Here is a 10,183-nt window from a genome sequence, read left to right on the forward strand (position 1 = left end):
AATTAGGCATCCAAAGTAAAATTATAGCAATAATAATTTCACTCTGAATGCCCTATATATTAAAATCCTTGAGTTTTTTCTTTTACTTTTAAAAATTCTTCATAGTTATCTGTAAAAAAGTGCGTTCCATCATTATTAGATACAAAAAACAAGTAATTAGTTTTTTTAGGATTTATTGCTGCATTTATAGATGCTCTTCCTGGATTACTTATTGGTCCTACCGGAAGACCCTCTACTAAATACGTATTATACGGAGATTTAACTTCCAAATCTTTTTCATAAAGTTTTTCTCTATGCTCCCCTAATGCATAAATCACTGTAGCACAAGACTGAAATTTCATCTTGTTATTAAGCCTATTATAGAATACTGAAGACACAATATCTCTTTCAGATTCACTACTTGCCTCTTTTTCTACAATTGATGCCATAGTAACTATATCATTTATATTTTGAGTTTCTATTGCCTCTTTGTTAGTTAATTCTTTTATAATACTATTAAATCTATTATTCATAGTTTTAATTATTTCCTCTGCAGTTACACCTTTTGTAAAAGTATAAGTGTCAGGAAATAAAAATCCTTCTAACTGATATCTTTTCTTTTCATCAAGTTTTATATATTTAGGAACAGGATATTCTTTAACACCTTTTATAAATTTCTCACTGCTAATTATGCCTTTTTCATCTAAGACTTTTGCAATTTGATCTATATCATAACCCTCTGGAATTGTAACAGAAACATTATTATTATTTAAAGATTCATTTCCTAAAATATTTAATAAATCCCCTAGTGAAGCATCTTTTTCAACATTATATGTCCCTGGTTTTATTACTGGTTTATTATCACTCATTTTTATATACATTTTTGTTATAACTGAGTTTTTTAATATACCATCTTCATCAATACCATCAATTATAGTATATAAAGTATCTCCCTCTTTTACTTTAACAATAAAATCATCATTAGTTTTAAAAGGATTTTTTATACTTTTACTGTAAAAAATTGTGCCGAAAATTAATATACCTATTAGACAAAAAGTAGCTATAATAATGCCCTTTTTCACATGACACACCCCACTATATTAAATTTATCTATTTTCTTGCATTTCTTTTTCTTATATTAGGATCTAATATTCTTTTTCTTAATCTTATGTTCTTTGGAGTAATTTCAACTAGCTCATCTGCTGCTATGAACTCAAGACATTGCTCTAAAGATAATAATCTTGGTGGTGTTAATTTTAAAGCATCATCTGCTCCTGATGATCTTGTGTTTGAAAGATGCTTTTTCTTACATACATTAACTTCTATATCTTCATTTCTTGAACATTCACCAACAACCATACCTTGATATACAGGTACTCCAGGTCCTATAAATAAAGTTCCTCTTTCTTGTGCATTGAATAATCCGTAACCAATTGATTCACCTTGTTCAAATACAACTAAAGATCCTCTACTTCTATCAGGAATTTCTCCTTTAAATGGCTCATATCCAGATAATATATGGTTCATTATTCCGTTACCTTTAGTATCTGTCATAAACTCATTTCTAAATCCTATAAGTCCTCTTGAAGGAACTGTAAACTCTAATCTTGTGTATCCATTTATAGCACTTGTCATGTTTACCATTTCTGCTTTTCTAGGTCCTAATTTTTCCATAACAACTCCCATAAATTCTTCTGGAACGTCTATTGTTAAGTTTTCTATAGGCTCTAATTTCTTACCATTTTCTTCTTTAAAGATAACAGTTGGTTTAGAAACTTGGAACTCATAACCTTGTCTTCTCATTGTTTCTATTAATATAGATAAATGTAATTCTCCTCTACCACTTACCTTAAATGAATCAGCAGAATCTGTTTCTTCAACTCTTAAACTTACGTTAGTTTCTAATTCTTTCATAAGTCTATCTCTTAGGTGTCTAGATGTTACAAAATCACCATCTTGACCTGCAAAAGGAGAATTGTTAACTATGAAATTCATGCTAAGTGTTGGCTCGTCTATTTCTACAAATGGAAGAGCTTCTGGGTTTTGAGCATCTGCTACTGTTTCTCCTATATTTATATCTGGAATTCCTGATATTGCAACAATATCACCTAATTTAGCTTCATCTGTTTCTTCTCTTTTTAATCCATCATATACATAAAGATTTGATATTTTTACATTCTTTGTTGTACCATCTTTTCTCATTACTGCAACAGATTGATTTTTCTTTATAATTCCTCTTTCAACTTTACCAATTCCAATTTTTCCAACATACTCATTGTAATCTAATGATGTAACTAGCATTTGCATTGGCATATCTATGTATCCTGAAGGTGGTGCTACATAATCAACTATTGCTTCAAATAGTGGAATCATGTTATCTGATTCATCTTCTAATTCTGCTTTTGCTATACCATCTCTTGCTGAACAATAAATAACTTTAAAGTCTAATTGCTCATCATTTGCTCCTAATTCAACAAATAGGTCAAACACTTCGTCTATAACTTCTGCAGCTCTTTCATTTGGTTTGTCTATTTTATTAATTACAACTATTGGTTTTAAAGAAAGTTCTAATGCCTTTTTTAAAACGAATTTAGTTTGTGGCATTGCCCCTTCATAAGAGTCTACAACTAAAAGAACACTATCAACCATCTTAAGAACCCTCTCAACTTCTCCACCGAAGTCAGCGTGTCCTGGAGTGTCTATGATGTTTATTTTTTTATCTTTATAGTGTACTGATGTATTCTTAGATAAGATTGTAATTCCTCTTTCTCTTTCTAAGTCATTAGAGTCCATTACTCTTTCTTCTACTTTTTCATTTTCTCTAAATACTTTACTTTGTTTTAAAAGCGCATCTACTAATGTAGTTTTACCGTGGTCAACGTGCGCTATTATAGCTATGTTTCTTATATCATCTCTTGTAAATTTATTCATTATTTGCCTCCAAATTTTTGTTTTCTCAAAATACGTACAAAATAAAATTGGATACGAACCTTGTACCCAACTTTTAATCAACTATACCTATTCTAATATTATGTTTAATAAAAGTCAACTTTCTAATAGTTATTATCCATTGTAATTTTAATCTAATATAATAATTTTTACCAATAAAACCATAATATAAACCTTAAATTTTAGATGATCATATATACATGTTTATATCTCTTATTTAAGTTATATAGTCATATCAGTCGCAATTAAACTGTGCATTTAAATTTTATAATATAAACAAAATTATTCTATGTATCTCAATTTGAAATTTTTTTATAAAGTTTTAAGTTTTATTTTAACTTTTCCAATTACATAAAATTATTATACTTTAGAAGGTACTTTCAAAATGTATTAATTGGTACTTTATATAACATTGACTAAATGTACAGATTTCATACTATATTATAATATCATATTTTCAAAAAAACAATTATATTACTAATAATATATCTAAAAAAAGTCTACGAATTATTTCGCAGACTTTTCTTAATAATTATACTTCCATGATTATTGGTAATATCATAGGTCTTCTTTTAGTTTTTTCATATAAGTAAGACCTCAATACTTCCCTTATGTTTCCTTTTATAGTTGGCCATTCTTTAATTTTATTTTCTTCACATTCTTTTAATGCATTTTTCACAAGCTCACGTGCCTCATCCATTAAGTCTTCTGATTCTCTAACATATACAAATCCTCTTGAAATAATGTCTGGACCAGCAATTACAGCTCCCGTTTCCTTTTCTATAGTAACAACAACTGTTAATATACCATCTTGCGATAAATGTTTTCTATCTCTTAATACTATATTTCCTACATCACCAACACCTAGTCCATCAACAAAAACTTGACCAGATACTACAGATGATATTTTTCTTATAGATTCTCTTGAAACTTCTATAACATCTCCATTTTCACCTAAATAAACATTTCTTTCTGGCATTCCTAACTTTACAGCTAATTCTCCATGTTGTTTTAAATGTCTATATTCACCATGAGCTGGTATAAAGAATTTAGGTTTAACTAAAGCATGCATTAATTTCAACTCTTCTTGACAAGCATGACCTGATACATGTACATCAGCTAAAGCTTCATATATAACATCTGCACCTTTTTTAAATAATTGATTTATTACTTTGGAAACTAATTTCTCATTTCCCGGAATCGGTGTTGCAGATATTATTACTGTATCACCTTTTTGAATGTTAACTTTTTTATGCTCTGATGCAGCCATTCTTGAAAGTGCAGACATTGGCTCTCCCTGACTTCCTGTTGTTACAATTGCAACTTTGTCATCTGGGTACTTAGATATAGAATCAACATTTATTAATATGTCTTTTTCCATTTTTACATATCCAAGCTCTATAGCTACTGCCATTATATTTTCCATACTTCTACCAGATATAGCAACTTTTCTTCCATATTTACTAGCTGATTCAATAACTTGTTGAATTCTGTGAATATTCGAAGCAAATGTAGCAACTATAATTCTTCCCTTGGCTCCAAAGAAGATTTTATCAAAAGTTTCTCCAACAGTACTTTCTGACATAGTGTATCCTGGTCTTTCCACGTTTGTGCTATCTGCCAACATGACAGTAACACCTTTTTTACCTAATTCTGCAAATCTAGTAAGATCTGCTACTCCTCCATCAATAGGAGTGTAATCGATTTTAAAGTCCCCAGTATGAACCACTACCCCTGCTGGAGTATGAATTGCTAAAGCTACAGAATCTGCTATACTATGATTTGTTTTTATAAATTCAACAGATACATTCTCAAGCTTTATTATATCCTTTGGTTTTACACATTTTAATTCAACAGAGCTTAATAATCCATGTTCTTTTAGCTTTATTTCTACAATTCCTAATGTAAGCTTAGTACCATAAACCGGAACATTGATTTGTTTTAAAACATATGGCAACGCTCCTATATGATCTTCATGACCATGTGTTAAAAATATACCTTTTACTCTTTCTCTATTCTTTATAAGATAAGTAATATCTGGTATTACCACGTCTATTCCTAACATATCATCATCTGGGAATTTAAGTCCACAATCTACAACAACAATATCATTTTTATATTCAATTACTGTTAGATTTTTTCCAATTTCATTAAATCCTCCTAGAGGTATAATTTTTATCTTTTCTTTCTCTTTACGCACTTTCTCCCCTCCTTTGTGTTTTTATTTTTTTATATTAAATCCTTTATCATGGATAAAATTATCTTCATCTTAAACAAAATCTATAATACATCTTCAGTAAACATATTATTTAGATTCGTTGCACTCATCACAAAAACCATAAAATTTCAAACTATGATTTTCTATTTTAAACTTATATTTTTCCTCTATAACTTTCTCAATTTCCTCTAGTAAATCTCCTTGAACTTCAATGACCTTATTGCACTTAGTACATATTAAATGATGGTGGTTATGATTATCATCACCTTGTGAAAGCTCGTACCTACTTATTCCATCATCTAAATCCAATCTACAAATGACACCTAATTCTTCTAACAACTGAACTGTTCTATATACAGTAGCTAATCCTATCTCTGGGCAATCAGCTTTTACTAAATCATATAACTCTTCCGCTGTCAAATGTTCGCCTTCACTATTTATTATACCATTTAATATAGCTCTTCTTTGAGGAGTAAGTTTGTATCCTTTTTCTTTTAATTCATCTTTTAACTCTTCAATTTTTTCATGAGACATATTCAATACATTACATCCTTTCTAAAAGTAACTATCCTTTTAAAACAATTAATGTAAACTCCTCCTGAACTTAATATTTTTAAAATATTTTGGATTCTATTCAAAAAAACTAAGGTTTACTAAAGTTAATTTTAAAATCTAATGAATATTATCTAACTATTCATAGTTTTTATTTAATTATTTTTAGGATAATAACTTAATAATCAAAATTTATTTTGTGCACATAAGCATATAAAATTTACTAGTTTATATCTATTATTCTAAATCTAAAGCTTCATATGCTTCTGAAATGATTGCAAGTTCATCCTCATCTTCTACAGGAATAAGTATCATTTCACCATTCTCATCTTCTTCCATTCTTAAAGCAATATCATACTCTTCATCTGAATCTACTGGTGTAACTATTACATATTCATCTTGCTCAATATCCATTTTTACAACTATTTCGAATTCAACTTCTTCTCCATTTTCATCAATTAATACTATTGTTTCCATATTGTTTTCCATCTTCTATTCTCCTACTTTCTAATATATACTATCTAGATAACCTTGCAGAATATAAGTTGCTGCTATTTTATCTACTATTTGCTTTCTTTTTTTTCTAGACATATCCGCTTCTAGCATTGCTTTATGAGCTGCTACAGTTGTTAATCTTTCATCCCAAAAAATTATATCTTTATCAATGTGTTTTTTTAACTCTTCGCAAAACATTTTTACTTTTTCGCCCTGTTCTCCAACAGTTCCATTCATGTTTTTTGGAAGTCCTGATACTATTTTTTCAACTTTATATTCATCACATATTTTTAACAATTCATTTATGTCTTCTTCTAATTTTTTTCTTCTTATTGTTGTTATTCCTTGTGCTGTAAAACCTAATGGATCACTTATAGCAACGCCAATAGTTCTATCACCTACATCTAATCCTAGTATTCTCATTGAAATTTCTCCTAATACTATTAAAATAATTTAATTTTAAAAAGTATATATATCTAATATATATTATATCTTTTTAATAAAGCAATAAAAACAATTACTATTTATTATAATATTTATATTTATCTTAACTTTTAATAAAATATGTAACCGTAATTAAATAATATTGTTGTTTATGTAAATTTAAGTTACTTTTTCTTAAATTTAAAATAAAAATGCCTTAAAGGCATTTTTATTTTATATCTAGATAAGCTTTTAAAACTTCTTCTAATATGTCATCTCTTTCTAGTTTACTAACTAATGCTCTTGCTCCATTATAATTTGTAATATATGTTGGATCTCCTGAAATTAAATATCCTACTAATTGATTTACAGGATTATATCCTTTTTCTATTAAGGCATCATACACGTCAGTTAGTATCATTTTTGTCATATCTTTTTTACTTTTTATTCCATCAAACTGAACAGTATTTTGATTATCCATTATAATCGCCCTCTTTCTTATAACCTATTTTTAATAAGTCTTGTATATTATAAAAAGTTATTATTAAACTTTTTGAATACTACTTCATTTTAACAATTTACTATTTTATAATTACTTCTATTATAAATCATATATAGTAAAAAGTATACTATTTAACTAAAGTTTCTATTACTTCTCTTCCTTTGTTCATTGCTTCTTCTAATTTTTCAGGTAGCTTTCCACCAGCTTGAGCCATGTCCGGTCTTCCACCGCCGCCACCACCAGCTATTAGTGCAACCTCTTTTATTATTTTTCCACAATGAATACCTTTATTTGTAACATCTTTAGTAGCCATAGCAACTAATTGTACCTTTTCACCATTTGCACTTCCAAGTACTACTACTCCACTTTGCAATTTATCTCTTAACTTATCACATAAATTTCTTAGAGAATTAGAATCTACATCTTTAACTGAAGTTACTATTGTTTTTATTCCATTTACTTCTTTTACTAAAGATAATAATTCATCTTCTAATCCACTTGTTAATTTATTTTTAAATTCTTGTATTTCTTTGTCTTTATCTTTTAGTTCTTGTAGTAATCCTTGAACTTTACTTAATAAATCTTTTTCAGTACATTTTAATGCACTAGAAACTTCTTTTAATAATTCATTTTTATTTTCAATATACTCTACAGATTTTTCTCCTGTTGTAGCTTCTATTCTTCTTGTTCCTGCGGCAACTCCACTTTCACTTAAAATCTTAAATAATCCAATTTCTCCTGAATTTTTAATATGAGTTCCACCACAAAGTTCTTTACTAAAGCTTCCAACTGATACAACTCTTACATCATCAGCATATTTATCATCAAATAATGCAACAGCTCCACTATTTTTTGCTTCTTCTAAAGTCATAACATCAGTACAAACATTATATACTTTCATTATTTCTTCATTTAAAATATTTTCAACTTTTTTAAGTTCTTCCTCTGTAACTGCTGAAAAATGTGTAAAGTCAAATCTTAATCTTTCGTCATCTACATATGAACCACTTTGATTTACATGATCTCCTAAAACTTCTCTTAATGCTTCATGTAACATATGAGTTGCTGTATGGTTTTTACATATTCTATTTCTTCTTGTTTCATCTACTGAAAGTTTAAATTCATCATCTATGCTAACTGAACCTTCAACAACATTTACAAAGTGTAATGTCTTTCCACCAGCATTCTTTTTACAATCATAAACTTCTGCTTTGAATTTTTCGTTACATATTATTCCTTTATCTCCTACTTGACCACCCATTTCAGCATAGAATGGAGTTTTAAGTGTAACTATTATTCCTTTATCACCTTTTTCAAGTTTAGATACAAATTCCTCATCTTTTATTAAAATCATAGCTTTTGAGTCTTCTATTAAACTAGTATACCCAGTAAATTCAATTTCTATATCTTTATCTATTTTATTTATTACACCATCATCATTTCCCATATAGTTAGAGTCGCCTCTAGCATTTCTTGCTCTCTCTCTTTGGTTCTTCATTTCTGTGTTAAATCCATCTATATCAAGGTTAAGATTTTTTTCTTCTAAGATTTCTTTTGTAAGTTCCATTGGGAAACCATATGTGTCATAAAGTTTAAATACTTTTTCACCCTTTAAAGTAGTTTCCTTATTTTCCTCTAATTCATCTATATATGATTTTAATATTTCCATTCCTGAGTCAATTGTCTCACTAAATCTTTCTTCCTCTAACTTAATAACCTTTTTAATATAATCGGCTTTTTCTACTAATTCTTTATATTCACTCTTACAACTGTCTATTACTACATCACATAATTCACTTAGGAATATTCCTTCTATTCCTAGTAATCTTCCATGTCTTGCAGCTCTTCTTAGTAATCTTCTTAATACATAACCTCTTCCTTCATTTGAAGGCAATACTCCATCACCAATCATAAATGTCACACTTCTAACATGATCAGTTATAATTCTTATAGAAACATCAGTATTTGCATTTTCTTTATATTTTTTATTTGCTTTTTTACAAACTTCATTTATTATAGCCATCATTGTGTCAACTTCAAATATATTATCAACACCTTGCATTATTGTAGAAATTCTTTCAAGACCCATTCCAGTATCTATATTTGTATGTTCAATCTTGTTATAATTTCCTTCTTCATCTTTATCAAATTGAGTAAATACTAGATTCCAAAACTCAATTACTCTATCATTATCAGAAGCCTCTACAAATTCTTCTGCTGTTTTTATTTCACCTAATTCAGGATTTCTATCAAAATGAATTTCTGAACTTGGTCCACATGGTCCTACACCAATTTCCCAGAAGTTATCTGCACCTAATCTAAATATACGATTGGGATTTACATCTGTTTTTGAAGTCCAAATTTCATTAGCTTCGTCATCATTTAAATGAATAGTTACATATAATCTATCCTTTGGTATTTCTAATACTTCTGTTATATACTCCCATGCCCATGGAATTATTTCACCTTTAAAATAATCTCCAAAAGAAAAGTTTCCAAGCATTTCAAAAAATGTACCATGTCTTGATGTTTTACCTACATTTTCTATATCACCAGTTCTTATACATTTTTGGCAATCAACCACTCTTTTAGATGGTGGAGTTTGAAGCCCTGTAAAATAAGGTTTTAATGGTGCCATACCTGCGTTTATTAATAATAAACTTTTATCATTTTTAGGTACTAATGGGAAACTTGGTAATCTTAAATGATCTTTTCCTTCAAAAAATTTTAAGAATGACTCTCTTATTTCGTTTACTGTCATGTTCTTCATAATATTTCCTCCTACTTTATATTAATATAGATTTTTTTAATTAAAGTTATATAGGGTTCCAAGTTCAAATTTAAAGTAATGTCTTTCTCAAATAATAATACTAATCTTAAAGTTTATTGCTATATTTATATTTGGAACCAGTTGACAATTGAAAATTGACAATTGACAGTTATGGTTAATATTACTCATTTCATTCCTAATATTTAAAATAGAAATATATAAAAACTACGTTTTTATATTGTTTTCAACTAATTTGCTAGCAAATTTAATAAAAAATCATTCTTTAAAATTGGAA

Annotated in this window: 8 protein-coding genes; all 8 read right to left on the bottom strand. The window is 28.2% G+C overall.

The window, feature by feature from the left end; all coding sequences use genetic code 11:
• Window positions 1–59 precede the first annotated feature (59 nt).
• Window positions 60–1,061: an endolytic transglycosylase MltG gene (gene mltG / locus BN346_RS19385; RefSeq protein ID WP_040330756.1), complete on the bottom strand. Its 1,002-nt coding sequence runs from the start codon at window positions 1,059–1,061 to the stop codon at window positions 60–62.
• 28 nt (window positions 1,062–1,089) lie between these two features.
• A complete protein-coding gene (typA, locus tag BN346_RS19390; RefSeq protein ID WP_040330757.1) occupies window positions 1,090–2,910 on the bottom strand; it encodes a translational GTPase TypA in 1,821 nt (606 codons plus the stop codon).
• A 550-nt stretch (window positions 2,911–3,460) separates the two neighbouring features.
• Window positions 3,461–5,128 (bottom strand): ribonuclease J, encoded by a 1,668-nt coding sequence (locus tag BN346_RS19395; protein WP_040330758.1) that lies wholly within the window; start codon window positions 5,126–5,128, stop codon window positions 3,461–3,463.
• A gap of 105 nt (window positions 5,129–5,233) precedes the next feature.
• Window positions 5,234–5,680 carry a Fur family transcriptional regulator gene (locus tag BN346_RS19400; RefSeq protein ID WP_040330771.1) on the bottom strand — a complete coding sequence of 149 codons (447 nt, stop codon included), beginning with the start codon at window positions 5,678–5,680 and terminating at the stop codon, window positions 5,234–5,236.
• Between the two features lie 255 nt (window positions 5,681–5,935).
• The gene (locus BN346_RS19405; RefSeq protein WP_040330759.1) at window positions 5,936–6,187 is read right to left on the bottom strand and encodes a DUF1292 domain-containing protein; all 252 of its coding nucleotides are present in this window, start codon (window positions 6,185–6,187) and stop codon (window positions 5,936–5,938) included.
• A gap of 18 nt (window positions 6,188–6,205) precedes the next feature.
• Entirely contained in the window at window positions 6,206–6,616 is a 411-nt protein-coding gene (ruvX, locus tag BN346_RS19410) for a Holliday junction resolvase RuvX (RefSeq protein ID WP_040330760.1), read from the bottom strand.
• 229 nt (window positions 6,617–6,845) lie between these two features.
• On the bottom strand, window positions 6,846–7,097 hold the full coding sequence (locus BN346_RS19415) for an IreB family regulatory phosphoprotein (protein ID WP_040330761.1): 252 nt from the start codon (window positions 7,095–7,097) through the stop codon (window positions 6,846–6,848).
• Window positions 7,098–7,245: 148 nt separating this feature from the next.
• Window positions 7,246–9,888: an alanine--tRNA ligase gene (alaS, locus tag BN346_RS19420; protein ID WP_040330762.1), complete on the bottom strand. Its 2,643-nt coding sequence runs from the start codon at window positions 9,886–9,888 to the stop codon at window positions 7,246–7,248.
• Window positions 9,889–10,183: the final 295 nt, after the last annotated feature.

Source organism: Clostridium ihumii AP5 (genome assembly GCF_000612845.1).
GTDB classification, from domain to species: domain Bacteria; phylum Bacillota; class Clostridia; order Clostridiales; family Clostridiaceae; genus Clostridium_J; species Clostridium_J ihumii.